Source organism: Nonomuraea sp. NPDC049141, assembly GCF_040648415.1.
GTDB lineage: Bacteria > Actinomycetota > Actinomycetes > Streptosporangiales > Streptosporangiaceae > Nonomuraea.
The window spans coordinates 56,952-82,610 of sequence record NZ_JBEZDR010000002.1 but is presented as its reverse complement, the minus strand read 5'-3'; the positions used below and the strand labels follow the sequence as shown (position 1 = coordinate 82,610).

The 25,659-nt window shown below is 69.2% G+C and carries 26 protein-coding genes; 14 read left to right on the top strand and 12 right to left on the bottom strand.

Annotated elements, in window-relative coordinates:
• Nucleotides 1–406: 406 nt before the first annotated feature.
• Nucleotides 407–997: a LuxR C-terminal-related transcriptional regulator gene (locus AB0B91_RS05275; protein WP_358315947.1), complete on the top strand. Its 591-nt coding sequence runs from the start codon at nucleotides 407–409 to the stop codon at nucleotides 995–997.
• On the opposite strand, the gene AB0B91_RS05270 is transcribed toward AB0B91_RS05275, so the two are convergent.
• The 4 genes from AB0B91_RS05270 to AB0B91_RS05255 form a co-directional block, all read right to left on the bottom strand.
• The gene (locus AB0B91_RS05270) at nucleotides 914–1,600 is read right to left on the bottom strand and encodes a flavin reductase family protein (protein WP_358315944.1); all 687 of its coding nucleotides are present in this window, start codon (nucleotides 1,598–1,600) and stop codon (nucleotides 914–916) included. The two genes, AB0B91_RS05275 and AB0B91_RS05270, sit on opposite strands and share 84 nt — an antisense overlap.
• Nucleotides 1,601–1,603: 3 nt before the next feature.
• Nucleotides 1,604–3,679, bottom strand: coding sequence for a tetratricopeptide repeat protein (locus AB0B91_RS05265; RefSeq protein ID WP_358315941.1), 2,076 nt, complete (start codon nucleotides 3,677–3,679; stop codon nucleotides 1,604–1,606).
• Nucleotide 3,680: 1 nt separating this feature from the next.
• Nucleotides 3,681–4,874, bottom strand: a complete 1,194-nt coding sequence (locus tag AB0B91_RS05260) for a hypothetical protein (protein ID WP_358315938.1) — start codon at nucleotides 4,872–4,874, stop codon at nucleotides 3,681–3,683.
• 385 nt (nucleotides 4,875–5,259) lie between these two features.
• Entirely contained in the window at nucleotides 5,260–5,589 is a 330-nt protein-coding gene (locus AB0B91_RS05255; protein WP_358315935.1) for a hypothetical protein, read from the bottom strand.
• Between the two features lie 45 nt (nucleotides 5,590–5,634).
• Here AB0B91_RS05255 and AB0B91_RS05250 point away from each other — a divergent pair, with 45 nt between their 5' ends.
• Nucleotides 5,635–6,102 (top strand): RidA family protein, encoded by a 468-nt coding sequence (locus AB0B91_RS05250; protein WP_358315932.1) that lies wholly within the window; start codon nucleotides 5,635–5,637, stop codon nucleotides 6,100–6,102.
• A 46-nt stretch (nucleotides 6,103–6,148) separates the two neighbouring features.
• Here AB0B91_RS05250 and AB0B91_RS05245 read toward each other — a convergent pair whose 3' ends face one another.
• Together AB0B91_RS05245 and AB0B91_RS05240 are read right to left on the bottom strand one after the other, a co-directional pair.
• Complete coding sequence (locus AB0B91_RS05245; RefSeq protein WP_358315929.1) at nucleotides 6,149–6,517, bottom strand: hypothetical protein; 369 nt, start codon at nucleotides 6,515–6,517, stop codon at nucleotides 6,149–6,151.
• A gap of 150 nt (nucleotides 6,518–6,667) precedes the next feature.
• Nucleotides 6,668–7,570: an arginase family protein gene (locus tag AB0B91_RS05240; RefSeq protein ID WP_358315926.1), complete on the bottom strand. Its 903-nt coding sequence runs from the start codon at nucleotides 7,568–7,570 to the stop codon at nucleotides 6,668–6,670.
• Nucleotides 7,571–7,705: 135 nt separating this feature from the next.
• Between AB0B91_RS05240 and AB0B91_RS05235 the strand changes: the two genes are divergently transcribed.
• Nucleotides 7,706–9,091 carry an SPFH domain-containing protein gene (locus tag AB0B91_RS05235; protein ID WP_358315924.1) on the top strand — a complete coding sequence of 462 codons (1,386 nt, stop codon included), beginning with the start codon at nucleotides 7,706–7,708 and terminating at the stop codon, nucleotides 9,089–9,091.
• An 8-nt stretch (nucleotides 9,092–9,099) separates the two neighbouring features.
• Here the strand turns inward: AB0B91_RS05235 and AB0B91_RS05230 are convergent, their stop codons facing one another.
• Nucleotides 9,100–9,450 carry a hypothetical protein gene (locus tag AB0B91_RS05230; protein WP_358315921.1) on the bottom strand — a complete coding sequence of 117 codons (351 nt, stop codon included), beginning with the start codon at nucleotides 9,448–9,450 and terminating at the stop codon, nucleotides 9,100–9,102.
• A gap of 223 nt (nucleotides 9,451–9,673) precedes the next feature.
• Here AB0B91_RS05230 and AB0B91_RS05225 point away from each other — a divergent pair, with 223 nt between their 5' ends.
• The 11 genes from AB0B91_RS05225 to AB0B91_RS05175 all read left to right on the top strand — a co-directional run bounded on the left by AB0B91_RS05225 (nucleotide 9,674) and on the right by AB0B91_RS05175 (nucleotide 18,854).
• Nucleotides 9,674–10,453 carry an SGNH hydrolase domain-containing protein gene (locus AB0B91_RS05225; protein WP_358315918.1) on the top strand — a complete coding sequence of 260 codons (780 nt, stop codon included), beginning with the start codon at nucleotides 9,674–9,676 and terminating at the stop codon, nucleotides 10,451–10,453.
• Nucleotides 10,453–11,634, top strand: a complete 1,182-nt coding sequence (locus tag AB0B91_RS05220; protein WP_358315915.1) for an acyltransferase — start codon at nucleotides 10,453–10,455, stop codon at nucleotides 11,632–11,634. The genes AB0B91_RS05225 and AB0B91_RS05220 overlap by 1 nt, the downstream gene beginning before the upstream one ends.
• Before the next feature lie 35 nt (nucleotides 11,635–11,669).
• Entirely contained in the window at nucleotides 11,670–12,200 is a 531-nt protein-coding gene (locus AB0B91_RS05215; RefSeq protein WP_358315913.1) for a GerMN domain-containing protein, read from the top strand.
• Complete coding sequence (locus tag AB0B91_RS05210; protein WP_358315910.1) at nucleotides 12,197–12,880, top strand: response regulator transcription factor; 684 nt, start codon at nucleotides 12,197–12,199, stop codon at nucleotides 12,878–12,880. Before AB0B91_RS05215 ends, AB0B91_RS05210 begins: the two co-directional genes overlap by 4 nt.
• On the top strand, nucleotides 12,877–14,307 hold the full coding sequence (locus tag AB0B91_RS05205; protein ID WP_358315907.1) for a HAMP domain-containing sensor histidine kinase: 1,431 nt from the start codon (nucleotides 12,877–12,879) through the stop codon (nucleotides 14,305–14,307). The genes AB0B91_RS05210 and AB0B91_RS05205 overlap by 4 nt, the downstream gene beginning before the upstream one ends.
• Nucleotides 14,308–14,463: 156 nt before the next feature.
• On the top strand, nucleotides 14,464–14,841 hold the full coding sequence (locus AB0B91_RS05200) for a nuclear transport factor 2 family protein (protein WP_358315904.1): 378 nt from the start codon (nucleotides 14,464–14,466) through the stop codon (nucleotides 14,839–14,841).
• Between the two features lie 70 nt (nucleotides 14,842–14,911).
• Entirely contained in the window at nucleotides 14,912–15,490 is a 579-nt protein-coding gene (locus tag AB0B91_RS05195; RefSeq protein WP_358315901.1) for a hypothetical protein, read from the top strand.
• An 82-nt stretch (nucleotides 15,491–15,572) separates the two neighbouring features.
• Complete coding sequence (locus tag AB0B91_RS05190; protein ID WP_358315899.1) at nucleotides 15,573–15,839, top strand: hypothetical protein; 267 nt, start codon at nucleotides 15,573–15,575, stop codon at nucleotides 15,837–15,839.
• A gap of 294 nt (nucleotides 15,840–16,133) precedes the next feature.
• Nucleotides 16,134–16,535 (top strand): hypothetical protein, encoded by a 402-nt coding sequence (locus AB0B91_RS05185; protein WP_358315896.1) that lies wholly within the window; start codon nucleotides 16,134–16,136, stop codon nucleotides 16,533–16,535.
• 51 nt (nucleotides 16,536–16,586) lie between these two features.
• Nucleotides 16,587–17,681, top strand: a complete 1,095-nt coding sequence (locus tag AB0B91_RS05180; RefSeq protein WP_358315894.1) for a serine hydrolase domain-containing protein — start codon at nucleotides 16,587–16,589, stop codon at nucleotides 17,679–17,681.
• Nucleotides 17,682–17,858: 177 nt separating this feature from the next.
• Nucleotides 17,859–18,854 carry a hypothetical protein gene (locus AB0B91_RS05175; protein WP_358315892.1) on the top strand — a complete coding sequence of 332 codons (996 nt, stop codon included), beginning with the start codon at nucleotides 17,859–17,861 and terminating at the stop codon, nucleotides 18,852–18,854.
• A 95-nt stretch (nucleotides 18,855–18,949) separates the two neighbouring features.
• Here AB0B91_RS05175 and AB0B91_RS05170 read toward each other — a convergent pair whose 3' ends face one another.
• The 5 genes from AB0B91_RS05170 to AB0B91_RS05150 all read right to left on the bottom strand — a co-directional run bounded on the left by AB0B91_RS05170 (nucleotide 18,950) and on the right by AB0B91_RS05150 (nucleotide 25,415).
• A complete protein-coding gene (locus tag AB0B91_RS05170; protein WP_358315890.1) occupies nucleotides 18,950–19,495 on the bottom strand; it encodes a DUF1062 domain-containing protein in 546 nt (181 codons plus the stop codon).
• 255 nt (nucleotides 19,496–19,750) lie between these two features.
• Nucleotides 19,751–20,959, bottom strand: coding sequence for a VWA-like domain-containing protein (locus AB0B91_RS05165; protein ID WP_358315887.1), 1,209 nt, complete (start codon nucleotides 20,957–20,959; stop codon nucleotides 19,751–19,753).
• Entirely contained in the window at nucleotides 20,959–22,167 is a 1,209-nt protein-coding gene (locus tag AB0B91_RS05160) for an AAA family ATPase (RefSeq protein ID WP_358315884.1), read from the bottom strand. The genes AB0B91_RS05165 and AB0B91_RS05160 overlap by 1 nt, the downstream gene beginning before the upstream one ends.
• A 30-nt stretch (nucleotides 22,168–22,197) precedes the next feature.
• Nucleotides 22,198–23,469 carry a hypothetical protein gene (locus AB0B91_RS05155; RefSeq protein ID WP_358315881.1) on the bottom strand — a complete coding sequence of 424 codons (1,272 nt, stop codon included), beginning with the start codon at nucleotides 23,467–23,469 and terminating at the stop codon, nucleotides 22,198–22,200.
• A gap of 116 nt (nucleotides 23,470–23,585) precedes the next feature.
• On the bottom strand, nucleotides 23,586–25,415 hold the full coding sequence (locus AB0B91_RS05150; protein WP_358315878.1) for an ABC transporter ATP-binding protein: 1,830 nt from the start codon (nucleotides 25,413–25,415) through the stop codon (nucleotides 23,586–23,588).
• Nucleotides 25,416–25,659: the final 244 nt, after the last annotated feature.

Here is a 25,659-nt window from a genome sequence, read left to right as displayed (position 1 = left end):
GGTGCATCAGACATCGCGCGGACCAGCAAGGTCATGCCGATAGGTAAAATGCGCCGCAGATTCCGGCGCATTGCTCGCCGACCTGAAATCGTGCCTGCGAGCGAGAACACAGCTCCCCGAAGTGGCCCTTTTACCGGGCACCTCACGCTCTCATGTGGCGAGTGCGAGAAACAGGTCAGCAACCGGACATTTACCGGCCCTTCGCGCCGCGCCGCAATCACGTACCTGTGTAACCGTCAAGAGCCATCTCCGTGATCGACGACAAACCGCCCTTTCCGGAATAGGGAGCGAATCAGACCGAAATTCCGGATACGCATCCCGATCGCCATTCATGACGAATGGAACTCGACAGAACGCCTCTCCAGGCGGGCAACGAAAGGAGCAACTCGAGCATGAGGAGATGCAGGTGCATCACGACTCGGGGTCGTTCACAGCGCGCGTTCGGGCCGGCGGCGATTCGCCGGAGCAATCCGCCCAGCACATCGCGGCGCTACTCGGTGGCATCGTTGACACGGACACTCTGCGATTGCTCTGGGACGCCTCCCAAGGCGACCGCACCCTGGCCGGCGAACTGGTGAGAATCGGACGCAGGCTGGGAGTCCTCGTCTGTCGCGAGGGGGTGTGGCACTGGACGCCGACGGCCAGCTCTCCCGCCGGCCGGCTGGCGGAGCTGATCGATGCGAGGGCCGAAGGTCTCGAAAGCCCGCAGCTGGACGCGCTGGAGAAACTGACGGGTCCGCTCACCGAGCCGCATGCCGCGATCGCGCGGGTACGGCGAGAACGGGCGGCTCAAGCCAGGCTGACACCCCGTGAGCAGGACGTTCTGCGGCTGCTCTGCGAGGGGCTCAGCCCGACCGCGATCGCCAGGCGCCTGGGGTTGTCGCCACGCACGGTGACCAAGCACCAGGAGCGCTTATACCGCAAGCTGGGCATCAGCGACCGGGTCAACGCCGTGCTCCTCGCACAGCGGTTCGGCCTCGTCCCCGAACCCCCCTGAGTCGCTGTCCCCGCTTCCCCCTGGCGCGCCCTTCCTGAATCCTGACGCGGTGTCCGCCCCGAGCCCCCAGGGGGCGCCGAGTCCGTGGAAGTCGCGCTGGTGGTACAGCAGCGGAGACCCGCCGTACACGGCCACTCGCCGCACCAGGCCGATGACGATCGTGTGGTCACCGCCCGCCACCAGCGCGTGCACGGAGCACGACAGATGGGCCAGTGCTCCGGGCACCACGGGCAGTTCGTCCATCAGCGCGTACGGCACGGCCGTACGCGCCTGGCGTGGGCCCGCGCAGCGACGGGCCACGTCCGCCTGGCCCTCGGCCAGGACGGTGACCGCGAAACGCGCCGCCGAGCAGAACACCGCGTGCGACCCCGCGTCCTTGGCCAGGCAGAACAGTACGAGCGGGGGGTCGAGCGAGAGCGAGCAGAGCGACCCGATGGTCACCATGCGCGGGCGGCCGCCATCGTCGAACGTCGCGACCACCGACACGGCCGTGGCGACGGTGGCCAGCGCGTCGCGGAAGCGGTCTCGCGGAACGAGCGCCTCACGAAGGTGACGAGCCTCGCCGTTCGCGCGCCGGCCGTGCGGACCGAGGGGAGGGGGCATCGGTCACACCCCGGCCAGGAGTTTGCCGCAGCGTTCGCGGGCGGGCTCCAGTTCCGCTGTGTCGGCGCCGGGCAGGGACAGGGCCGCGTCGAAGTCGTCCACCGCCTGCCGGGGCCGGCCCGCCGCCTCATGCGCGAGGCCGCGGTTCAGCAGCAGATCCGGATCGTCCCCGAGTAGCTCCAGCGCCCGCGTCAGGTCGTCGACGGCCCCGTCGGGACGGCCGAGCCTGAACCTGGCCACCGCCCGGTTGACCAGCGCCGCCGCGTAGTCGGGTGCGGCCATGAGCGCCGCGTCCAGACGATCCGCCGCCCGCTCCGCCTCATCGCGCTCCAGCGCGATCATCCCTTGCAGGCACAGCAGTTCGGCGTCGCCGGGCCTTACCGCCAGCCCCGCGGTCACATCGGCCTCGGCCCCCGTCAGATCGCCGGCGTCGAACAGCAGCTCCGCGCGCCTGAATAGGGTGGGCACGTCATCGGGCTCCATCTCCAGCACGTAGCCGAAGTCCGCCAGCGCTCCGGAGACGTCGCCCGCCTCCGCCCGGCACGTACCCCGGTTGTAATGGAGCTCGGGGTACGGCGGCGCCATGGCGACCGCGCGGTCGTAGTCGTCCAGTGCGGCTTCCAGATCGCCGCGACGGCGGGAGATCCTGGCGCGCTCGCTGAGGTAGTCGGTGTAGTACGGGTCCATCTCGATCAGCTTGGTGAAGCCCTCGTACGCCTCCTCGTGCCGCCCGAGCGCGGCCAGCAGCCGGGTCTTGTTGTAGAGGAGCTGGGAGCGGTGCACCACCCAGTCGTCGGGCGTCAACTCCTGGTCCAGACGGGCGATGCCCGCCTCGATCAGTTCCAGCCCGCGTTCGAGGTTGCCGCGGTGCATCTCGATCAGCGCGAGCGCGTTGTCGTTGAACACCTGGCGCGTGGTGCGCTCCCTGGGGTCGGGCAGCAGGGCGGAGATCGCGACCGCGTTGTTCTGCCAGGCGAGTGCCGTCTCGTGGTCGCGGGGCGTGAAGAACCTCGTGTACAGCATGGCGATGCCGTAACTGGTGATCATGTGGGCGCGCGCGTCGGTGTAGCGGGTGCGCAGGTCCATGTACAGCGTGTACGCCTCGTCGGGACGGTCCAGGGGCACCAGCGCGTTCGCCGCCAGCGAGGTGAACAGCCGGAAATCGTCCGAGTGGGCGTCCGGGTCGGTCACCTCCCTGCCGCGCAGGCCGAAGTCGACGGTCGCGGCCGAGAACCCGATCTCGGCGCTGAGCTTCAGCGCGTCGGACAGCGCCTCCCGCCCGCGCCCACCGGGGTCGCCTCCGCGTTCGAGGTGGTAGGGGATCGCCCCCATTCTGAGCCCGTAGCCGGCGCCCGGGACCAGCTCGGCGGCCCGCCGGTCGTGCAGCTCACGTCGCAGCTCCGCGTCCGCGGCCTCGTACGCGGCGATCTCCGCCGGATCGTCGCCGACCCCATCGGCCGCCACGAACGCCCGGACCAGCTCATCGGCACGCCCGCTGTCAGCCGGTCTCCCCGCTGAAGCGGACGAGGGCGTGACGGCGATCAGGTCGGCGTGACGGGTCAGCGCCGCCGAAAGCTGATCGCTGAGACCGTCGCGCCGGCCGCCGGCCACCACGCGCAGCGCCTCCGGATCCGCCCGCCGCAGCAGCAACGCGACCAGCTCCTGCGTGGTCTCCTCGGCCGCGTGCAGGTCGTCGAAGACCACCACCAGAGGTGATCGCTCCATCCGCGCGTACTCGGTCAGGAACGTCACGATCCCCTGGTTCATGCACCGGATCATCTGCGCCCCGTAGAACCGGGTCCGCTGCTCGAACGGCCCGGTGAACGCCAGTTGCCGCGGCCCCGCCCCGATCACCTCGGCCAGCTCGGGAATGCCGTACAGCAACGCGATCCGATGCCGCTCGACCAGCTCCGGCCACCGCCCGAACGCCTCGGGAAGCACCGCGTGCAGCACCGTGTCGACCCCGGTGTAGGGGCCGCGCAGCCGCCGATGGCACCCGGCGACGATCCCGGGTCCGTACTCGGCGGCGGCGCGCAGCCGGTCGGCCCGGCGGTCGCCGACGATCCACAGGTGACGCATGTCAGCTCACTTCCTCGGTGGTGACGGAGGCCGGGCGCCTGCGCTTGCGCCGGGCCAGGTAGACCGGAAGGACGAACGCGATGGCCACGAGTGCCAGCCCCAGCACCCCGTCCCAGAACGCCGGATGCAGCGGCCCCTGTCGCATGCCGTGCGCCGCGGTCTGGACGTACTGCACGACGACGGGCACGGAGCCGAGCACGGCGATCAGCAGCATGACGGTGACGCCGAGCACGATGAAGGGCCCGTACCACCGGCCCACGCGACGGTCGTGCTCGGTCCACTGCTGCTCGTCGACGAGCCGCCGGGTCCGGCCGAGCAGCCGCCAGATGCGGTTGCGCAGCAACGCCGTGCTGGCCTCGTGCAGGTCGTGGCAGTTGAGCGCGGTGGCGAAGACGTAGTAGAGGTCGGTGCGCATGTAGAGCTGGAACTGCCAGGCGAAGCGCATCACCACGGTGTACGCGAATGCCAGCGCGATCCGGCCGACCAGCGAGAAATCGCCGTCCGGTTGCCGGGTGGCGTCCGCGACCAGTTCGAGAATCGCGAACACCACCACGTCGCACGCCATCCCGGCCAGGAACGGTAAATATCTTTTCGCCCGCGGAACGCTCAGCAGCCCGTTCATGCGCGTTTCGAAAACAATGTACAGATATCTGTTACTGACACCGAGCCGACTGCGCAGCCCGAGTCGCCGGCCGGCAAGTGTGTGAAAGGCTTCGTGTAGAAATATCAACGGCAGCTGCCCGAACGTTATCCCGAGCTGCACAATGAGCAGTGAGTCGGTGAAGAAAATATGCCCGGGACGCGGCGCGAGCGCCGGATCGCCGACGATAGCCAGCACCGCTACGGCGAACACCGCGGCGTAGCCGATCCAGGCGAGCGGGGAGAACACGGCCCGGCCGAGCCGGCGCAGCGGGAGGCGCTCTGTCCCGGCCTGCTCCGGTGCGACCGAGGTACGCACGAACCCCAGCTCATGCAGGGTCTCCAGGAACTCCTCGATGTCGACGGGCTCGCCGTAGGTGTCCTCGTACCAGTGCGCGGCGCGTTCGGGAGGCACGCCCTTGGTCAGCTCGCGCAGCAGGGCGGCGCCGTCGGCGGGCAGGACCGCGTACGAATCGGCATCGACCCTGCCGACCACCACCTCGTCCCCCTCGGGGACGAAACTCAACTCGTGAAAAGCAACCGCGACGTCACCCATGGACATTCTCCGTAGGGAAAGACGGGGCCGTGCACCGGAGCGCACGGCCCCCCGTTATCCGCTATTCGCGCGTCAGTTGCTGGCCGGGTAAGGGCAGGAGCAGGCGGCGCTCGTGAGACGGACGTCACCGGTACGGCGGACGGAGATCTTCTTGATCCGGCTGGTCGACTTCATGGAATCCTCCTGGGGTGTCTGTCGCCGATTTCGACGACAGCCCCAAGAATGCATGCCGACGGAGTTTCCGCCCATTAGCAAAATTGCGTACGCCCGGATCGCCACCCGATGCGCCATCATGGTCCGCATGGCGATTCAGGACACGACCGGCGCCCAGTCGACCACCATCACCCGGCCCCACTCGTCCGGGGCCGCCACTTCAGCGCGGTAGTCAGTCTTCGTCCAATGCCGAGGCGTTGATGGTCGCTCGTTCACCGAGGACGATCGCGGCGGTGGCGAGGGCGAGGGCGAACGCGTCGCGACCGTCACCGTCGTCCATGGCGGCGCGCTGTGCCGCGCGCAACGCACCGGCGACCGCGCCGGCGTGGATGCGGGCCTCCAGGTCGCTGAACGGGCGGTCGCGACTGGTGGTGCGCTGGAGATAGGCCGCGACAGCGGCCTCGATGCGGGCACTGTCCGCGGTATGGCGAGCCATGAGGCCTTCGTCGGAGATGACGATCGCGCGCAGGCGGCGTTCGGATTCGGCCGGCGTGAGCAGCATGTCGGTCTCGCTGATGAGACGGTGCAGCAGACCCCAGGAGAACGAATGAACAGAACACCAGAAGATCGGATCGTCGAGTTGGGCCTGGTCCTGCCCGACGTCGTCTCTCCAGCAGGGTCCTTCCAGCCCTCGGTCAAGAGCGGTCCGTACGTCTACACCTCCGGGCAACTGCCGATCGTCAACGGCAAACTGGTGATGACCGGCAAACTCGGCCAGACAGTCACCACACAGCAGGCCGCCGAACTAGCGGCGATCTGTGCTCTCAACGCGCTCGCCGCGGTCCGAGCCGAGGTCCGCGAATTGTCGCGGGTACGGCGGATCGTCAAGGTCGTGGGCTTCGTCACCAGTGTCCCCGACTATTCGGACCAGCCCGCGGTCGTCAACGGTGCCGGTGACCTGCTCACCGAGATCTTCGGAAGAGCAGGCACCCATGCGCGCAGCGCCATCGGCGTCGTCGCCCTGCCCAGGAACGCTCCCGTCGAGCTCGAACTCATCGCCGAGATCGCCGACTGACGCGACGAAGAGCGGACCCGCCGCTCCCCGGCTACCGCCCGGCTTGTCAGACCGCGCTCCACACCATCTCGGCAGCGATGGCCACCAGCATCACGACCACCGAGACGGTGGCTATCACCCCGACCGGAAACTCGCGGGCACCAGTTTTCGGATACGAGTAATACTCCTGCACACATCCGAAACAAGCCGCAACAAAGCCAAGGGCGGCCGTCACGGCGACCCCGGCGACGCTCGTTCCCCCAAGCGCGTCGGCCACCACGAAAAAGTAGATCAACTCGGAGGTGACCAGCACACCCGCCGTCACCGGGCCCCACTCCCACCACGCCGACCTGCGCTGCGCGGCGTCCGCCCGGTCCCGGCGGGCGATCTGGCGCCGCTCCGGCCCGGTCAGCCGCCGACGCCGTTCCGGAGGCACGGACGAGAACCTGTCCGCCTGCCGACGAGCGCGCTTTCTCAGACGTCGCTTACTCGTGTTACTGGTGCCCACATCCGCCTTTCCCTGATTGACGAGAAAACGAGGCCGGTAATCACAAAGTTCCGTCGGCGCCTGGGGCCGGCGTGACGTTCAGCAGGTGAGGGCTTCCGCGTGGGCGAACGCGTCGAGCAGGCAGCCGGTGAGGTTACGCCGCGCTTCGCCACCGGGGTCGAGCGTGGGATTGTAGATCGTGACGTCGAGCGCCACGACCCGCTCATCGGCCAGCAGCGTCCCCGCCAGCACGGCGAACTCCCGCCTGCCGAACCCGTCCGGCAGGCGGTAATCCACCGCCGGCATGAGGGCGTCGTCGAGCACATCGGCGTCGACGTGCAGGAGGAACCTGTCCACGCCCGCGCCGTCCAGGTGCGCGAGCGCCCGCCTTGCCGTGGCTTCCACCCCCGTCTCGCGCATCTCCCCGAGGGTGACGACCAAGGCGTCAGTGGCGCTCAGCGCGGCGCCGGTCTCCCGCTGCTCGTCGGGGTCGCGGTGGCCGATCAGCGCTGCGGCGCGGGCGGCGACCAGCGGATTCGAGCCGTCCAGGTCGGCGATCAGGTCGGTGCCGTGCCCGAAGGCAAGGTACAGCTCGGAGTCTGACGCTTGACCGGTCGGGGAGTCCTCGGGCGGGTAGAAGTCGGTGTGCGCGTCGAGGAACACCAGGCCATGGGCGCCTCTGCGGCGCAGCGCCAGCAGGCTGCCGAAGATGACGCTGTCGTCCCCACCGAGCACGAGGGGAAAGCGGCCCGCGTCGAGCACGTTTCCCACCGCATCCGCCTGGCGCAGTGCGACCTGGGCCATGGCCTCGGCGTTGAGCAGCCGACTCGGATGAGTGCGATCCCGCGAGTACGCGGGAGCCTCCACCACCGGCCCGACGGTCGCGTCGAGAGCCTTGGCCAGGCCCTCGTCAAGCAGCGCGCCACCCAGTTGCTCGACGCCGGGCACCAGGCCGAGGTTGGTACGCACATGGATGATCTCCACGTGGCCGCGGCGCCACATCCCGGCTCCTTTCCCCAGGCTCCCCTACCCTGCCGGGCCCTGCCCACCCCGCCGGCTCGCCGCACTTTTCGGTTGCGGTGGTTCGGCGACGTAGACGAGACTCATCGGCAGTCGTGAGGTAAGGCGGAGGGGACGATGAGCACCGCTGACAGAGGCAACGCCTATCTGGAACAGGTGGTCGCACAGCAGGCGGTGCTCGAGGACGATCTGAGGGCGCGCCGCAGCTCCGCCCCCGGTGAGCCGATGCCCGCGGCGGGCCCGCTGGCCAAGCGCGATCGGGCTCTGGGCTCGGCACCGGAAAGGCTGACGCCGGGGCCGGTGGATGTCCGGATCACCGGCTTCTGGCGCTGGAAGAACGTCCTCGTCCCGCCGAACGCCTTCGTCGTACACACCCGCCGCGGCCGCGAAGAGCCCCTGCACGTCGGATTAGGCGTCTCATTCCGCTTCAACCCGGCCACGGATTCTTTCCTGGTGGTTCCGGGTGCCACCCAAACCATCCTGATCAACGCGTACTGCATCTGCCGCGAACTCCAGGGCGTCCTGGTGCAGGGGTACGTTCAGTGGATCATCCACACCTTCCCCATCGCCTACCGCAAACTGGACTTCGGCGACCCGGAGGACCCGATGAGGCTGGTCAACCTCCAACTGCGCGAGCAGGCGGAGGCGGCCATCAAGGACAAGGTCGCGACCATGGGCGTCCGCGACGTGCTCAGCGACAAGCAGCCCATCATCGAGGAGCTGACCGCCCGGCTACGCGCGGTGGCCGAGGGCGAGGCCGGCAGCGACCAGGGGCTCGGCCTGCGCATCGTCACCGTCCAGATCAAGGAAGCGGTCGTCAGCTCGTCGCGGCTCTGGGAGAACCTGCAGAAGCCCTACCGGGCCGAACAGGGGCAGATCGCCCGGCTCGCCGAACTGCAGTCCGAGGAGGCCGTCGCCCAGCGCGAGATGGCGACCGAGCGGCTCAAGGAGACCCAGCGCCTGGAGTACGAGCGAGAGCTCGCCGAACTGCGGGCCCGCAACGAGGCGTGGCAGTTCGACACCGAGGTGGCCGAGCGGCTGCGGCGTACCCAGCGAAAGCACGACGACTCCAGGGCGGTCGCCGAACTGGAGACCGAGACCACCCGGCACGCACTGCGGATGGAACGCGAACGTCACGCCGAGGAGGCCGAGACCGGCCGGCTCCGGGTCGAGCGGGAGCAGGAGCTGAAGCGCCTTGAGCTCGACGGCGAGCTGGATCTGGCCCGCTCCCGGACCCAGTCCGACCACGAGCGGGCCCTGCTCGACGTGGAGCGCACGCGCCTGCGGGCCGACATCGACAACCAGCAGACCCCGGCAAGCCTCCAGGCCAAACTGATCGGCCTGCTGCCCGAGATCATGGCGAAGCTCCCCAAGCCGGAGGAGCTGCGCATGGTGTCGATCAACGGCGGCGACCGTACCACTGTGTCCGGGCTGCTGTCCGAGCTCGCCATCGTGGTCGGCGTGCTGCGTTCCGCACTCGACGGCGACCGGCCGGCCTCCTGATCACCGCGCTACAGCCCGCCCGCTGCCGCCTCCTCGTTCCTGCACACTACGCAGAAGAGCCAGAGCTGGACGGCGACGATGGTGCTGCTTCCGTCGCGGATGTTCCTGCAGTAGGCGCGGTAGTTTCCGGTCGCCTCGTAGACGCCTCCTGCGGCCCGGCACTTCAGGCACGCGTTGGGCTGGGAGTAGGTGGCCTCCAGGAAGGAGCCTCCAGGGGCGGGTGAGTTCGTGCAGCTCACGGCGAGCGCCACGTCGGCCGTGGACTCCGCCGACGCCGGAGCCGTGCTCGCGATCCCGCCCGCGATCAGCGCGAACGCCGTGCCCAGCCCGACGGCCATTTTCTTGATGTGCAGGGTCATGACGGCTTTCCTTTCCATTCCGAATGGTGCGCGAATACGTCAGCGCCGCGGCCGCGGATCGCAGGTCTCCTGGGCTCACTCTTTATGGCCGCGCGCGGCAGGACCAGGTCACCGACCGGCCATTTACCGGGCATCAGCGTTTTCGTGACAGCCGTTCCCCCATCGTGTGATGAAACGATGACAACGCGGCTGGCCGGTGGATTCGCCTGTTTTCCTGATGGCCATGCAACCGACGAACCTCTCCCCTGTATCCACTGCCGGAGCGATCCTGGCCGCAGCCGTCGCGCTCGCGGGGTGCGGCGCATCCACCGCATCCACCGCCTCCACCGGCGACGGGGCAGTCCAGCAGACCGGCGTCAGGGTGTTGTGGATGGGTGACTCCATCGCAGGCGCGCAGGCCCCGGCCCTGGAGGCGGCGCTGAAGGCCGGCGGTGTGGCGTTCAAGAACGCCACCTCCGACGGCGGCGGCAACGTCGTCGCCAGTGACAACAAGGTGACGGCCCTGGGGGCTGCGGACACCTGGAAGACGCTGCAGGAGAACCTCGCCTCCTACCGGCCCACGGTGATCGCGTATCAGATCACCACCTACGACTGGGGCACCGCCCGCCAACAGCTGTCGGCCTACCAGAAGCTCTCCCGAACGGCCAAGGCCGCCGGCGCCCGGCTCGTGCTGGTGTCCGCCCCGCCGTTCAAGATCGACGAATTCTTCAAGCCGCACGAGAACGCGATCAAGAGCGCGCCCGCGATGGCGGCCAAGGCCGCCGAGGCCGCTCACGTACGCTACCTGGACGCCTCCGAGCTGTGGGGGAACGACTACGCCGCCGCCAAGGCCCAGCGCGCCAAGGACGGCATCCACTCCTGTCAACAAGGGTCGGCCGCCTTCGGCACCTGGTTCACCAAGCAGCTCGGCGAGCTGGCCGGCTTCGCTCCGGCCGCCCCCAGCGTCTGGGCCACCGGGCCGTGGACCGGCGATGAGCGCTTCGTCAAACTCGGCTGCGGCTGATGACCCTAGCCCCTCGCCGCACGCATATCGGCGCGCTTGACGGGCTGCGCGGGCTCGCCGTCACCGCGGTCCTGCTGTTTCACGCCGGGCACATGAGCGGCGGGTTCCTGGGCGTCGACCTGTTCTTTGTCCTGTCCGGTTTTCTGATCACCGGCCTGCTGCTGGAAGATCTCGGCAGGCGCGGCCTGGTGGCCTTCTGGGAGCGCAGGGCCCGCCGTCTCCTGCCCGCACTGACCGTCATGGTCACGTCAACGCTGCTGCTGGCCTGGGCGTACGCCACGCCGGACATGCTGAGGTCCGCCCTCCAGGACGCGCCATGGGTGGCTGCCCAGGGCGTGAACTGGCACTTCATCGGCGAGCGGATCGGATACTGGAACGCCTCCGGCACCCGCCTGTTCGCCCATCTGTGGAGCATCGGCGTCGAATGGCAGTTCTACCTGGCCTGGCCCCCGCTGGTGGCGCTGGCCGGGAGGGGGCCCGGCGGACAGCGGCGGGTCGCGCTTGCCGCGGTCGCCGGCGCGCTCGTCTCACTCCTGCTCATGATCAAGCTCGGGACGGCCGTGGACACCACCCGCGCCTACGAGGGCACCGACACCCGGGCCTTCTCCCTGCTCCTCGGCGCGGCCGCCGCCACGGCGCCCGTCCGAGACGCCGTGGCCGGCCTGTCGCGTACGGCAGTGGATGTGATCTGCGTCCCGCTGCTGTGCGGGCTGTTCGCCTCATGGCTGCTGACCAGCGGGGAGAAGGCCCCCGGCCTGTTCCAGGGCGGGATGTTCGCGCACTCCCTGGGCAGCGCCGCGCTGATCGCGCTCCTGGCCAACGCGCCGGACAGCCTGGCGGGCCGGTTGATCGGCAGCGCCGTACCGCGTCGGCTGGGCGAGCTGTCCTACAGCCTGTACCTGTGGCACTGGCCGGTCTATCTGCTGCTGCCCCGGCCGGTGGCCGGGCTCGACGGCTGGAGCTGGACGGTCATCGCCGCCGGGCTGTCGCTGCTGGCTGCGATAATCTCGAAGGCCGCCGTCGAGGATCCCGTACGGCTGCGCGCCCGCTGGACCACCGGGCGGCGCGGCTGGGCGGCGCTGACCGTCGCGGGGGTGATGACCGCGGGGCTGTGGGCGGCGATACCGCGGCCGGAGCCCGGCGCCGGGACGGTTGACGTGAGCAGGCTCGACCAGCTTTAGCCGGAAAGGCCACGCCGGAGTACGAGGGAGCGAACATGCCTGGGGTGCTGTGCCGCGCGGCGGCCGTCCTGTTCGCGGCGGCGACGCTGACGGGCTGCGGGATCACCGACACCGACGCGCGCCCCGCCGGGCAGCCGGCCCAAGGCGGCCTGACCGAGAACAGCAGCCGTCTGCTGCGACTGTACTTCGTCACGCCCGAAGGCACCTGGCCGGTGTCCCGGCCGGCACCCGCCGGAGACCGGTTGCAACAGGCGATGAACGCGCTGCTGGACGGCCCCACAGCGGCCGAGCGGGACCGGGGGCTCATCACGCGGTTGCCCTCGGCGACCCGACCGGTCCGGGCCAAGGTGACCAAGGGCCGGGTGGAGCTGCGTCTGCCGTGGCTGGTGCGCGACCTGCCGCACGTGGCGGTGAGCCAGCTCGTGTGTACGGCCGCCACGGCCCAAGCTCTCGGCGCCAACCCTGTCATCGAAGTGTTCGAGCCCGGCATGGCGGGCGATCCCTGGCCGGTCAGATGCGATGGAAGCGGGTCGGCCGTCCCAGCCGAACAAGGAGCCTCCTCGTGACCCGCGTACTCCTGATAGAAGACGACCCGGCTGTGCGCAGGGGCGTGAGCATCGGCCTGCGCCACAGAGGCCACGAAACCCTGCTCGTCGCGACCGGCGAGGACGGGCTGGCCGAACTCATCGCGAGCGCGCCCGACCTCGTACTGCTCGACCTGATGCTGCCCGGCATGAGCGGCCTGGAGACCTGCCGCCGCATCCGCGCCTTCAGCCAGGTGCCCATCGTGATCCTTTCCGCGCGCGACGATGACGTGGACGTCGTCGTGGGACTGGAGGCAGGCGCCGACGACTACGTGATCAAGCCGGCCAGCAGCGAGGTCATCGAAGCCCGCATGCGCGCGGTGCTGCGCCGTACCACCCAGCCCACCTCCGCCGAACAGGCCCGCACCACCCACGGCGACCTGCTCATCGACCGGGTCGCCCTGCGCGTGCTCAAACACGGCGCGCAATTGGCGATGGCGCCGACGGAGCTGAAGCTGCTGCTGTTCCTGTCAGCCGCGCCCGAGCAGACCTTCAGCCGCCAGCAGCTCCTGGAACAGGTGTGGGAACACACCTACCATGGCGACTACCGGCTGGTCGACGCGTGCGTGATGCGGCTGCGGGCCAAGATCGAGGACACCCCCCGCGACCCTCGTTACATCCAGACCGTGCGCGGCTTCGGCTACCGCTTCGGGCCCCTGTGATCCGCGGCCTGCGAGCCCAGCTCGTCCTGGTGTTCCTCCTGGTCTCGGCGCTCAGCGCGCTGACCGCCACCGCGTTCACCTTCCGCCAGGGCCGTACCGCGATCGTGGACCGCGCCCAGGCCGACGCCCTGCAGGAACTGCGCTCCCACATCACCTCCCGGGCGCTCGACCTGCCCGCCGACCCCGCCGAGGCGGACCTGCGTACGCTGGCGCTGCAACTGGACCGCGCGGCGGGCACACGCGCCTGGCGCACCGCCCTGTCCTATCGCGGCGGCCCGCTCATCACCGCCGACGCGCGGACGCCACCTCTGCCCGCGCAACTGCGCGCCCAGGCGACCTCGGCGACCACCGCGCTGGCCCAGCGCTTCCACCACGCGCGGACGCCCTGGCTGGCCGTGGCCCTTCCCGTCATCGCCACCGCCCGCCCGCAGAGCCCCCCGCCGCTCATCGTCTACGCCTCCTTCTCCCTGGCCTCCCAGGAGCAGGACGTGGACACCCTGGCGGCCGCCGCCCGCGCCGGTGCCCTGCCCGTCGCCCTGGCCTCCATCGTCCCCGCGCTGCTGGCCGCGCGCAGACTGCTGCGACCGGTCCGGCGGCTGCGGACGGCCGCCGAGCAGATGTCGGGAGGCAGTCTGGACACCCGCGTGCGCGTCACCGGCGATGACGAACTCGCCGACCTCGGCCGTACCTTCAACACCATGGCGGCCACACTCCAGGCCGACGCGGCCGCGCTGCGCGACATGGAAGCGCGGGCGCGCCGGTTCGCCGCCGACGTCTCCCACGAGTTGCGCACGCCGCTGGCGGCCATGACCGCCGTGACCGAAGTCCTCGACGCCGACGCCGCCTCCGGCCGCCTCGCCCCACTCACCGCCGAGGCGCTGCACCTGGTCTCCGACGAGACCCGCAAGCTCACCCGCCTGGTGGAGGACCTGATCGAGGTATCCCGCTTCGACGCCGGCGCCGCCGTACTGAACCTCGACGAGGTCGACCTGGGCGAGTTCATCGCCAAGACGCTCGCGCTGCGGCACTGGCGCGACCAGGTCCGCACCGACATTCCGCCGGGACTGCGGGCCCGCCTCGACCCGCGCCGCGTCGATGTCATCCTCGCCAACCTCGTCGGCAACGCGCTGCGGCACGGCGGCACGACGGCGTCGGTGCTCATCCAGGTCCGGGCCGGTACCGACGAGATCGCCATCACCGTCTCCGACGACGGGCCCGGCATCCCCGCGGACCTTCTGCCCCACGTCTTCGACCGCTTCACCAAAGCCGACGCCGCCCGCCCCCGAACCGACGGCAGCGGACTGGGCCTGGCCATCGCCACCGAGAACGCGCACCTGCACGGCGGCACACTCACCGCGGCCAACGCCCCCCACGGCGGTGCCGTCCTGACCCTCACCCTGCCCCGGAACCCACCAGGCGGAATGTAATCCCCTCATAGAACCAGATCGGACAGTTACTGAACAGGCAATTGACCGGACATTCACCGGACATTTCTCCGTGTGCCGGCAGGGAATTTTTTAATCGTCAGGCGGCGCAGATTCCCCCTTTCCTATTCCATAACCCCGCGCCTATGCTCGGCTCTTATGGAGGACACGGAGAAAGAGACGGTCCTGGGCCTTCAGCGGCAATTCGACGCGGCTGAGCTGGCCGCGGACGCCGAACGCCTGCGCGACCTGCTGACCGACGACTTCCAGTCGATCGGCCCCAAGGGATACGTACTCGACAAGGACCAGTGGATCGGCCGCCACGCCCAGTTCCAGTACCACGCCCTGGACACCAGCCAGATCGACGTCCGGCTGTACGGCGACACGGCGATCGTCCGCAACGTGCAGAGCAACAAGGCGACCTCGCACGGCCGGGCGGTGGCGCTGCGGGTGCGGGTGTCGCAGGTCTGGGTGAAGCAGGAGGGGGCGTGGACACTGGCCGGCATCCAGTTCAGCCCGATGGCCGACGACGCCTAGCCCGCGCTGCGGTGATCACCGCGACCAAATCCCGCAGCCGCCAAGGGCGTCTGCGACCAGGAGGTTGATGATGACGACACCGACGACGTCACGGCTCGGCCCGGTGTTGCGGCACTGGCCGGTTCTGGTCGGGGTCGGAGTGGCCGTACTCGTGATCCTCGACATGGCCGCGGGAGTCGAGCTGGCGAAGCTGCTGGCCGCCTCGGCGGTGGTCTACCTGGGGGCGGCCGCCCTGGGAAAGCGGTCCGCTACCTGGCCCGTGTTCTTCGCGACCCTCGCTGTCATCCTGGCCGCGGACATCATCGACGAGGACTTCGAGGCGACCTGGGCGGTGTTGGGCCTGGGTGTACTGCTGGGCGGCTACGGCCTCGTGCGACGAGTACGTGAGGGCACGCGATCTGACCCGGCGGGGCTGCCGTTACAGTCGCTCGCCATGCTCGTCTTCGGCGCCGCTGCCACGATCGCGCTGTTCGTCAATGCGACGGTCGGCAGCTTCCTGGTGGCGCTGGGCCTGCTCGGCCACGCCGCATGGGACGTTTACCACTACAGAACGAACAAGGTCGTGTCCCGTTCGCTCGCCGAGTTCTGCTTGATACTCGACACGGCCGTAGCCGCGGCGATCATCCTCCTGACATTCACATCACCCTGACCCGCGGGCCATGCGAATTCGTCGTGGAACGGCGATGGAACTCCTTTAGAAGAGAACCGTCACCGTTCGAAAAGGGGAACGCATGCGCCACCAGATCGGCTTCCAGCGCCGCGTGTTAACGGTCCTGGTCATGTTCGCCATGGCCCTCGGTTTCCCGGCCGCCGCCCAGGCGAAATCTCTTTCCTCGACCGCTCTGCGCAGCAACGCCGGCATCTCCAAGTGCATCGGTCTGGCCAACAACGGCAGCACCGCCAACGGCACCCCGCTCGTGATCTGGGGCTGCCACCTCCACGCCGACCAGCAATGGGGTCTGCCTGACGCTCCTGCGGCCTTCGGATTCGCTTCCTGATCGAGGCTTCGCCGCCACGCTGGACGAGCCTGACCACCCTGTTCTCGGAAGCCCTCCACGCGAGGACTTCCGAGAACAGGGTCTTACTGCTTGCCGCCCATCAGCGTGCCTGCGCACGACAGTGCTGGTGATCGACCCAGCTGACCATGCGGTGTGGTGTCAGCGGCCGCGTCAGGGCGGCAACGGTCCAGTATCAGAGCGGTCGGCGATGGTTGACCCATGAACGGTTCAGCGATCGCGGCCAACAGGACGCGGTCCACCAGCCGTCCATCCAATCTGAAGGAGCACACCATCATGTCCGTCACCCTTTCCGACCAGGACAAGCTCACCCTGCGAGTCGCCGCGTGGGGCGCCGTCTCGCTGATGTCGGCCGCCGGTGCCGCCGGCTCGGCCCACAAGGTCGCCACCCACGCCTCCATCGCCCTGACCTCCGCGACCGGCCTGGTCGGGCACGTGCTCGCCAAAGCGCCCAAGGGCGTCAAGTACGGCAAGTCCGTGGCCGAACTCGCCGACCAGGTGCTCCCGGCCCTGACCGCCGCCATGCGCCTGCTGAACCAGCAGGATCCGGCGGAAGCCGACAACTTCCGCGGCACCGTCACCGTCGCCATCGAAGCAGCCCGCACCCACCAGGGCGAGCCCAGCCCCACCATGGCCGAGATGGCCCGCAAGATCACCGAAGCCCTCGACGCCGCCTGACGGCACGCCAGGCCAGGCGATCTCATAACAGACTCAAAGGAGCACACCATTATGTCCGCCCTTACCGACCAGGACGAGCTCACCCCGGAGCTGCAGAAGGCCATCCAGGAGATCGTCGACTCCGGTTTCACCGGCGTGTCGCTGCGTGTGCACGACGAGCGGGGCCAGTGGGCCGGCAGCACCGGAGTAGCCGAGCTGGGCCAGACCGCCAAGCCCCCGACGAACGGGCACGTCCGGATCGGCAGCAACACCAAGACCTTCACCGCGACCCTGGTGCTGCAGCTGGTGGCCGAGGGCAAGATCGGGCTGGACACCCCGGCGGCCGGTTACCTGCCCGAGTTCGGACTGGACGAGCGGATCACCGTGCGGATGCTGTTGCAGCACACCAGCGGGGTGTTCAACTTCACCGGCGACTACTACCCCGAGTACGTACCGGGGATCGTCTGGTCCGGCCAGGAGTGGGTGGACAACCGGTTCACGACCTACCGGCCGCAGGAACTGGTGGAGCTGGCGTTGTCCAAGCCTGCGCGGTTCGAGCCGGGGACGGGCTGGAGCTACTCCAACACCAACTACGTGCTGGCCAGACTGCTGATCGAGAAGGTCACCGGCCGCCCGCTCGCCGAGGAGATGCAACGACTGATCCTGGGGCCGCTCGGCCTGTCGGACACCGTGGTGCCCGACACCTCACCGGAGATCCCCGAGCCGTACGCCCACGCCTACTACCGCTACCAGGACAAGACGGTCGACGTCACCCGCCAGAACCCGTCCTGGATCTCCACCGGCGGCGACATGATCTCCACCACCCAGGACCTCCACACCTTCATCTCCGCCCTGCTGAGCGGCAAGCTCCTGCCCGCCCCGCTCCTGGCCGAGATGTGCACCCCGCACCCCACGGGCATCCCGAACATGGACTACGGCCTGGGAGTGTTCGTCCTGACCACAGACGACGGCGGCACCCTCATCACCCACAACGGCGGCATCGCGGGCCACGGCGCACTGATGTACAGCACTCCCGACGGCGGCAAAACCCTCACCGCCGCGCTCAACTATGTGGACGACGCCGCATTGTCCCTGGCAGAGGCATTCCAGAAGGCGACACAGAAGCTCGTCAAGGAAGTGTTCGGCGGCGGGCAGCCGACTCAGTAGACGGAACTGGAACGGAAGAAGAACGGAAGATCGATCTCATAGCATCCACAGGCGTTGCCCAAGCGCTGGTGCCTGGTGACGGCACCAGTTCACGCCGCCTGTCCACCGGGTTCATGCCTGAACAGGCCGTGCGGATCAAGCAACCCGGTAAGGGTCAGACCACCTCATGGAGGCTTTGTGATCAGCAGACGTCAGCTCATGCGCACGGTTGCGGTCGGCCTGCCGGCCGCCGTGCTGGGCGGGACGCTTTCGCAGGTGCCCGCCGCGCAAGCGCGCTCAAGGACGAGATCGATCACAGCCGAAGGCTACGAGCAGCAGGCGTGCGCTCCGGGCAGTGGCAAGATCCTCCAATGGGGTCCGGCGAGCGCCCCGGCAGTGCCGGCGGCCGGGTTGTCGGGAGTGACCGCCATCTCTACCGGGGCCTGCGCGAACCTGTACAACCTGATGCTCAAGAACGGGCAGGTGGCCACCTGGGGAAACTTCAACCTCAATGACCCCAACCAGCAAAGGCTGTCTCGAGTACCTGTTGCGGCGACCAGAGACGTCACGGCGATCGCGACGGCCGGCGCGTATGCCTTCGCGCTCAGAGACGGTGGCGTAATCGTCTGGGGCGGCACCCGCGACACCCAGTTAACCCTCCCTGAAGCGGCAAAATCCGGTGTCACCGCGATCGCCGGCGCGAATGGTGGAAGCTCGTACGGCCTCTTTCTCAAGGACGGCGGCGTCATCCAATGGAATGGATATGTCGCCGTTCCTGATGAAGCGAAGGAAGGCATCGTCGCGATTTCCGCCAGGCAACATGCTCTCGCGCTGCGGGAGGACGGCCGCGTCATCACGTGGGGGCCCAACCTTCCCGCGAACCTGATGGTGCCCGCCGAAGCACAGTCCGGTGTCACCGCCATCTCCGCGGGCAACGGTTTCAGCCTCGCCCTCAAAAATGGTGCCGTGCTCGCATGGGGCAACAACGAGTACGGACAACTGGAAGTCCCGTACGAGGCACAGACCGATGTTGTCGCTATCTCCGCTGGAAACTTGGCCAGCATGGCGCTGACCGCCGACGGAAAGATCGTCACGTGGGCGTACAACTTCTACAAGCAACTCGACATCCCCGCTGAGGCGCACTGCGGGGCGAGCGCCATCTCGTGCGGGTACGTCTGCATGGTGCTCCTGTGACGGAACTCTGGGGTCGGTGATCACGTGGGCGGGGACGTTCCTGGAAGATCCCTGAACGTGCCCCACCCTTGCCTACATGATCTTTCCCGAGCCCGCTATCTGCCTTCGCCGGCCATCACGGTAAAGGTGAACCCGGCGCTCGTCGTACGGCGCAGCGGAATGTCGCACTTGATCCGGCGCAGCACCTCGTTCCTGCTGAGGCCGAGTCCCTGCGCGATGAGCCATTCCGCGCGCACCGGCACCGGATCCTCGAAGACGACCTCCACCTGGACCGGCCATGCCTCGTCGAGACATACCGACGGGGTGTCCAGCCGCCAGGCCCCCTTCCAGTCCAGGGTGAAGCGGTTGCGCCGGGCGAGCAGCGGATCCAACAGCCTGGACGCCACCAGCTCCGGATCGTTGGCGTAGTAGCCGTCGAGCTCGGCCGGATCGATGCGCCTGACCGGCGCTCGCTCGTGCACGGTGAGCTTGCTGGTCCGATCGCAGGACACGCAGCGGACCAGCAGCCACACGTCCAGCAGCTTGCCGTTGGCGTTGACGCGGAACCTGCCCTCGCCGGTGGTGGCCGACTCCGACCGGCAGTCCACGCACCGCAACGACAGCAGAGGCAGCCTGGTCCGACGGACGACCCAGGGCAGCACAGTATGAGGTTGTGAAGACATGATCTCTCTAGACCTGACACGAGGCCGATTACGCGCGGCCTCAAACGCTGAATGACCAGGCGCACACGGGCAGCCCGGCAGAACCGACGTCAGCGTCGGCTTGAAAGTGAGCGGAAGGTGTCAGGTCTAAAGAGCAGGCGGGGTCACGCGGTTTTGTCCTCTGTCCTCACTACGACGGGCCGCAGGCAAGGTACCGGAACGCGGAAGGAAGGCTCAAACGGTTTTCCGGCGGCCCTAGCCGATGTCCACCACCCGTGCCCATGAGGGCGGCGTGTCCGGCACATAGTCGGGATCGCTCTCGTACGACCGCTTGTTCCGGGAGAACAGCCCCACCACCATCCGGGACGCCGGCCGTTCCCGCGGCCACGGAGTCTGCCCGTCGGTCAGGACCACGATGACATCCGGCAGCGAACTCGCCCGCAGCGCCTTGGCGATGCCCGCACGCAGGTCCGTACCGCCGCCACCCACCAGCGTCATCCCCTCGGCCCGGCACAGCGGTTGCGCGACCCGGGCCGCCGCGTCGCAGGACAGGACGCTGACCAGGTCGCGCCGGCCGCCCACGGCGCGGACGATCGCGGCGACCTCCAGCAACGCGCTCCCCAGTTCGGCGTCGCTGACCGACGCGGAGGTGTCGATGACCACGCTGATCCGCGGCGGCCTGCGCCGCAGGCTCGGCAGGATGACGCCGGGCAGGCCGGCCGAGCGCCGCGGCGGCCTGCCGTAGGTGTAGTCCTCGCCCACGCCGGGTCCTGACACGGCCGAGCGGATGGCCGTGCCGAGCAGTTCCCGCCATGGCTGCGGCGGGTGGAACGCCTCCTCCGCCCACCGCCGCCACCCCTTCGGCACGTTCCCCGGATGGGCGTTGATGCCCTGCGCCACCCGGAACCGGACCGCCTCCCGCTCGTGGTCGCTGAGCCCGTTCGCGCCCTCGGGCCCGAGATCCCACTCCCGCTCGAGTCCGTCGGCGCCGCTGCCGCAGTCCAGCCAGACCAGACCCTGCGTGTACGGCCCGAGCCGGAACTGGCGCAGATAGTCCTCCATGAGCTCGCCTTCGTCCAGCCCCAGCATCTTCGGCTGGACGGCGCCCTCAGGCCGGGCCAGCCCGTCACCGTACACGTCGTCGTTGATCTCGAAGTCGGCGGCGATGTTCATCCGCAGCCGCTCTCCCCGTCCCGTCAGCTCCCGCTGCCGGGCCACCCGGTCGCTGCGGCCGTGATGGTCGCGCAGCAGGTGGGAGACCTCGTGCACCCACACGCTCGCCAGCTCCTCGACGGGTGTCCGCGCGACGAACGCCGGTGAGACGTAACACCGCCAGTGCCGATCCACGGCCATCGTGGGCACGAACCGCGACTCCACCGGATGCAGCGCGAACAGCGCCGTCGCCAGATAGGGCCGGGCCCGCGCGGCGTACAACCGGGCGGTGAAGAGCTTCTCCAGGTCCATCAGCCCGTCACCCGCGCCGCGACCTCATCCGCCTTCCTGCTCAAGGAGACCACCCCGGCGAGCCTGTCTATCGAGGCCGGGACCTGCCAGTCCGCGCGGCGCAGCGCGGCGAGCGTGGAGGCGGGCACGACCACCAGGTCCGGGGCGCCGGTCTCCAGGGCTCGTACCAGCAGCGCCCACGCCGCTTCCCACCGGTCCTTCTCCGGCCGCCTCCGCACGGCCGCGACCACACCGTCAAGTACGGCCTGGCGCAGGTCACCCCGCTGGGGCAGCTCGGCCGTCGCCGGGTCGGCCAGCAGCGCCTCGGGGTCGGGGAGGTCCATCCGATCCAAGGCGGCAAGCAGCTCCAGCCCGGGCCCGTCTCCCACCGCGCCCCTGACCAGCATGGACAGCGCGTCCTTGGACGCGTCGGCCGCGGTGGCGAAGGCGGTCAGGCACAACGCCATCTCCCAGCTACGAGGTGAGGGCCACGGGCCACCCCGGTGCGCCTCGTTGTTCGGCAGCCGGTGCACGAGATCGGGCCGGGCGGTGAGGAGCCCGCACACCGCACGCCGGGCGAACGTCACCGCCTCGGTCAGCCGCTCTGGGTGGAGCCACGGCAGGCTCGCGCGCGGCCAGGTCCCGCCGAGGCCGCGTACGACGACATCGTGATCGTGACGCCATTGCAGATGGACGAACCGGTTCGCGAGCGGCGGGGTCAGCTCCCAGCCGTCAGCGGCGGAGGAACGCGGGTTGGCGGCCGCCACGATCCGGACACCTGCCGGGAGCCGCAGAGCTCCGACCCGCCGTTCCAGAACCAGGCGGAGCAGAGCTGCCTGTACGGCGGGCGGTGCCGTGGACAGCTCGTCCAGGAAGAGCAGCCCCCGGCCCGCGCGAGCCACATGTACGGCCCAATCCGGCGGCGCCATCGGAACGCCCTGCACGGCGGGGTCGTCACCGACCACCGGCAGGCCGGAGAAGTCGGACGGCTCGTGCACACTGGCGATCACCGTCGTGAGCGGCAGGTCGAGCGCCTCGGCGAGTTGCCGCAGCGCCGCGGTCTTGCCGATCCCCGGCTCCCCCCACAGCAGGACGGGCAGGTCGGCCGCCACGGCCAGGGTCAGGGCCTCCAGTTGCGTGTCGGTACGTGGCTCCGTGGTGGTGTCGCGGAGCAGGGACAGTAGATCGCCGGCGACTTCAAGGCGCGAGGCATGAACAGACGAAAGCATGATTAATCACCTTTGATGGCTCGGAAAGCGTCAGAGGAATGTGGCGTGGCGCGGGCGTGCCCGGCCCTTACGGGAGCGGCGGTCCGGTCGCTCGACCGGTCCCGGCCTCGACCCGAGCCCGGCACGGAACAGCCCGTGGTCGATCCGCCGCCGCGCCGCCTCCTCCAGCACGTCGCACAGCGCGCCCTCGGGCAGCCGCGCACCAGGTCCGAGGAGACCGTCGACAGTGGCCTGAGCACCGGCGGCGTCGCCGTGCTCCAGCCGCGCGCGAACGTCGAGGAGGCACTCCGGGGAGCGGTGGGCCTGCTCGATCAGCCGCAAACAGGGCAACGGGGTGCCGGTCAACCCGGCCAGCAGTTTCTCGCGCCGGATCTCGGTCGCGTCGTGATCCAGGGCGACCAGCACGCCGTTCACGAGCGCGATCCTGTGCTGGGCGCCGCGGCACTCGACCATGCGCGGCCCGTTCTCGCTCTGGTGGCCGGGTGGCTTGGCGTCCGGCGAATGACCGGGTACGAGCGCCGCCGCGACGAGCGGGTGCAGCCTGTCGGCCGCGATCAGCCCGGCACGCAGCAACGCCAGGTCGGGCAGCACCCAGGTCGCCGCATCAGGCAAGATCGGCGCCGATGCAGGTCCTTCGTCGCTGACCTGGGAGGCGTCCACATCGAGGAACACCTGACGCCGCCCGCCGACCCGGACGGCGACCGTACCCCCGTCCTGCCCCTCGGCGCAGAGCAGCAACCGGGCCTCGGCCGGCCACCGATCGACGGCCCAGCCCCATGCGTGCGGCGCCGTTTCGGAACGCGCACGCAACTCACCGACCCTGCGCACATCCCACAAGTGGCGATGCAGGTCGAGCCGGAAGCGTCGATGCGGATGGGGGTGCGGATGCGGTCCCGACCGGGAGCCGTCCCAGAGCGCCAGACTGATCCGCTGACCGGCATCCGCCCAGGCCGGCGGGGTCCTCGCCACAAGGTGAACCTCGTGGTACCGGGCCAGCGAGAGGGTCAGGCCCGGACGTATCAGGCCGTTGGGGGCGATCCTTGGCATGTGCCAGCGCAGCAGATCAGGCGCCAGGTGGCGAAGGTCGGTTCGGAGGTGGGTGGCCAGTTCCTGGCCGTGGACGCGCGCTATGTGGCGCAGATTGAGATCGACGTCCACGTGTGCTGCCGCGCACGCTGCTGCCCAGTCTCCGGTGGTACGGCGGGCGGTCGCTGACTCGATCATGGAGGGCGGCACGGCGAACTCACGCACGCGCAGCCAGAGGGTCAGGCGGGAATCCTCGTTCGAGGTCGAGTGCGGCATCAGCACTCACCTTGCGCGAACGGGTCCCCCAATCTGATGCAGGAGGTATTCATCATGATCAGCCTAGCGTCTTCCGGTCCACGCGAGAAGAGCGGCGCCAACCGCTGGAGGTCCTTTCATCGGTGGAGCGCGTCCGGAGTGTCGTCCGCCACCAGGAAGCCGCCGGACTGGTGACGCCAGAGCCGGGCATAGGAGCCCTCGGACTCAAGCAGCTCACCGTGGGTGCCCTGCTCCACGATCTCGCCCCGGTTCAGCACGACAAGCCGGTCCATCCGGACGACGGTGCTCAGCCGGTGCGCGACCACGAGCGCGGTGCGGTCCTGCATCAGCTCCCACAACGCTTCCTGGACGAGGATCTCGCTCTCCGAGTCCAGGGCGCTGGTCGCCTCGTCCAGCAGCAGGATCGGGGCGTCGCGCAGGATGGCGCGGGCGAGTGCGACCCGTTGCCGCTGGCCGCCGGACAGCTTGACACCACGCTCACCGACCAGGGTGTCGAATCCCTTCGGCAGCGACTCGACGAACTCCGTGACGTGCGCCGCCCGCGCGGCCCGCATGATCTCCGCATCGGTGGCGCTCGGCCGGGCGAAGGCGATGTTGTCCCGCACCGACCGGTGGAACATGGCCGGCTCCTGGGGCACGTACGCGATGAGGCCGCGCAGCTCGGCCTGCCGCAGGCGGGCGATGTCCTGGCCGCCGATCAGGATCCGGCCATCGTCGACGTCCATGAGGCGCAGCAACAGCCGGGTGAGCGTGGTCTTGCCGCCGCCGGACTGGCCGACCAGTCCGATCTTGGTACCGCTGGGGACGTCCAGGTCCAGGCGCTCGAACAGGGGCGGACCGCCGGCGTGCGCGAACTTCACCCGGTCGAAACGGATGCTCGCGTCCGCCGGGCGCAGCGGCTGCGGGTCGGCCGGATCGACCACACTCGGCGGTACGAGCAGCAGCTCGGTGAACTGGGCGGCTTCGGTGAGCACGCTCTCGATGCGCCGGTATATCTGGTTGAACTCGAACATGACGTTGATCGTGTTGGAGTAATAGGTGAACGTCACCACGATGGCCTCCACACCCAGACCGCCCCGGAGCGCGACGGCGAGCAGCAGGCCGAGGGCGCTGGTGAGGATCGATATGGGGGCGACCACGGTGTCCACGCGCAGGTTGCCGTAGTCCCAGGAGCGCAGCGACAGTTTCCGCTGCTCGGCGACCCTGACGCGATGCTCTGCGGCCTCGCGGTCCTCGGCGGCGAACGCGCGTACGGTGTCCATGTTCGCCAGGACGTCGGCGACGTGGCCGGAGACCCGCACCTTGGCGGCCTCGCGCTGGTCGACCAGCGCCTGGCGGCGGCGGATGAGCGGCGCGACCACGCAGCCCGTGACGATGATGAGGCCCACCAGAACGAAGACCAGCAGCGGGTGATAAGTCCACAGCACCACCGAGGCGAAGACGATCGGCACCACCTTGGCCATGATGGAGAAGGTCAGCGTGTCGACGAAGTCCTCGAATCGCGAGGAGAACCCCAGCACCCGTTTGGTCAGCGACCCGGCGAAGTTGTTGTGGAAGAACGCGGTGTCCTTGGTCAGCAACTCGTCCATGCCCACCACGCCGAGGTGCTCGATGCCGCGGGCGTCCGTACGGTTCAGGAAATGCAGCCCGACGCGCCACAGCGCCTCACCGGCCAGCAGCAACCCGGCGAAGCCGAGCACGTACGGCAGGAGCGCGCCGACAGAGCCGTCACCGCCGGCGGACAGCTGCCCCACAATGCCGGCCACCGCCAGTGGCGCCAGGTAGAACAGGCAGATGTTCCCGAACGCGGGCATCGTCAGCGCGAGCGCCGCGACACGCCACTGGCGCACCAGCTCACCGGAGTAGTGCCGCAGCGCGAGCAGGACCGCGGACTTTCGTACGGATGGAGCGCCTCCGGTGTCCGCAGGTGATCCGAGCACAGCCATCCCGCCCCTCCCGAACCCCGGCAACCGACGGTGACCATGGTGCCGCAGGGCGTACCCGGAAGCGACTGATTTTCCGGCGACCGCCACCAGCCGCGGCGCGCGTTCAGGCCGAGCAGAACGCTACGACCTCCGCACCCCAAGCCTGCGAGCCGGCCGCGATAGGCGTTCCAACCGGTTCCGCGCTCAGGTGCGTGGTCTCCGTCGAAGAGTGGCGACTCGAACGACTCACTCCCGCGAGTCGAGT